General features: G+C 54.8%; 2 protein-coding genes. Both read left to right on the forward strand.

All coding sequences use genetic code 11. The annotated features are described in order from the left end of the window. Positions 1-570: hypothetical protein (locus WBR57_RS29890; RefSeq protein ID WP_424089153.1), on the forward strand; the 570-nt coding region annotated here is incomplete at its 5' end. A 414-nt stretch (positions 571-984) separates the two neighbouring features. Then, positions 985-1,692 (forward strand): family 43 glycosylhydrolase (locus WBR57_RS29895; protein ID WP_424089155.1); only part of this gene is annotated, 708 nt, incomplete at its 3' end.

Raw genomic sequence — 1,692 nt, forward strand, 5'->3', positions numbered from 1 at the left:
ATCGTCACCGCTCCCGGTGAATTCGACTGGAAGTTGTGGGATCAGCCCTTCAAGCTCTACTGGGACTTCGCCGCCAATCTTGACGGCAAAGCTCGCATTCAAGATGTCTATTTCGGCAATGGCCAAACGGGCGTAACGCCCACTGGGACAATAGGTGCGACGCAGGCTCAAAACCAGGCCTTGGGCGACAACGTTGCCTGGCTCGCTGGTCTTCAGGTTGGTCAAAACAAGAAGAAGGGCGACTGGTCGGTTAGGGCGGATTACCGCCAGGTCGGCTTGGGCGCCAACGATCCTAACTTGCAGGACTCCGATTGGGGCGACAGCTTCTTGAACCAACAGGGTATCAAGTTTCAATCGGCCTACTGCTTCACCGATTTCCTGACCGGCACGATTACGGTTTACGATACCTGGGCTTACAAGAGCGGCCTGCTGAACGGCACCCCCGGGGAAGTCGCAACGGGGCTTCCTTTAACCACGGGCGTGAGCGGCGGCACGGCCAGCGGCATCACCAACCTTTCGGGTATTAGCCAGACCCAGCGCGTCGATGTCGACTTGCAGTGGAAGTTCTAAGCAAAATTCGCTGATCTTCGATCAATCAGCTTGATGCGGCGGTGGGGCTTCGGTCTCACCGCCGCTTTCTTTTTTTATCGTCCGTCTGTACATTGCGCCACTTGGTCTTGCCATCCTTTTTCAAGACGGTGAGTGTGACCCTGATGCCGCTTTATGCGCCTGGAGAGGCATGCCATTTGATCTCCTATGGCTGAGCGTAAAAACCTCTGGAAACAGAAAGCAGCCTCCAGAGGAGAGCAAAGGCAAAAAGAGGCAAAACCTCCCTCAGAGCTGCTCCCGTTGGGACTAGTCCTCAGTTACCGACATAGGAAAAACGGAGGAATCCGAGATGCCAGAGGCCCGGTGAATGGAATTGCAACTTGCGACTTTTATGCGCACGATGACAAAATGTATTGTCCCATTGGAAATAGCTGCATGCCTTTTATCAAACGTAGAACCAATTTTTTCTCTCTTTCTTTGATTGCGCTGGGCTTGTCGCTTTCCTTCCGTGCCGCCGTCGCAGGCGATGATGGAAATCGTCCACCCACGTTTTGCAATCCGCTGAATCTTCCTTACCGGTTTAGCCTCGGAGGCTCTGTTCGCCGTGAGGCGGCCGATCCCACAATGGTGGTTTTCAAAAATGAGTACTGGCTTTTTGCCTCGAAGAGCGGCGGCTATTGGCATTCCCCGGATTGCCTGACCTGGACTTTCGTGGCCTCGACTTCCCTGCCGATCGAGTCCTACGCGCCGACGGTGGAGGTGGTGAACGGGCGAATGCTTTGGACGGCCTGTGGTGAGGGTATTTGGGCGAACGACGATCCTTTGCAGGACACATGGAAAAAGGTGTCGGGTTTAAACTGCGGCGGTGACCCTGATTTGTTTTTATCGGAGGATGGGCGGCTGTTTCTTTATCAGGGGTTGTCCGACAATAGCCCGACGACCGCTGTTGAATTGGATATCAATACGCTGCAACCCATCGGGAAACCGGTCAATTGCGTCGTTGGCGATCCGGCAAACCGGGGCTGGGAGGCGCTGAAGGGGCCGGGGAAAAAGCCCTATATCGAAGGTTCATGGGTGAACGAACACGACGGCACCTTTTATCTGCAATATGCCGCCCCAGGCACGGAGGTGAACGACTATGGC

The sequence above is a fragment of the Pseudomonas sp. genome (assembly GCF_049590575.1).
In the GTDB taxonomy this organism is placed as follows: Bacteria; Pseudomonadota; Gammaproteobacteria; order Pseudomonadales; family Pseudomonadaceae; genus Aquipseudomonas.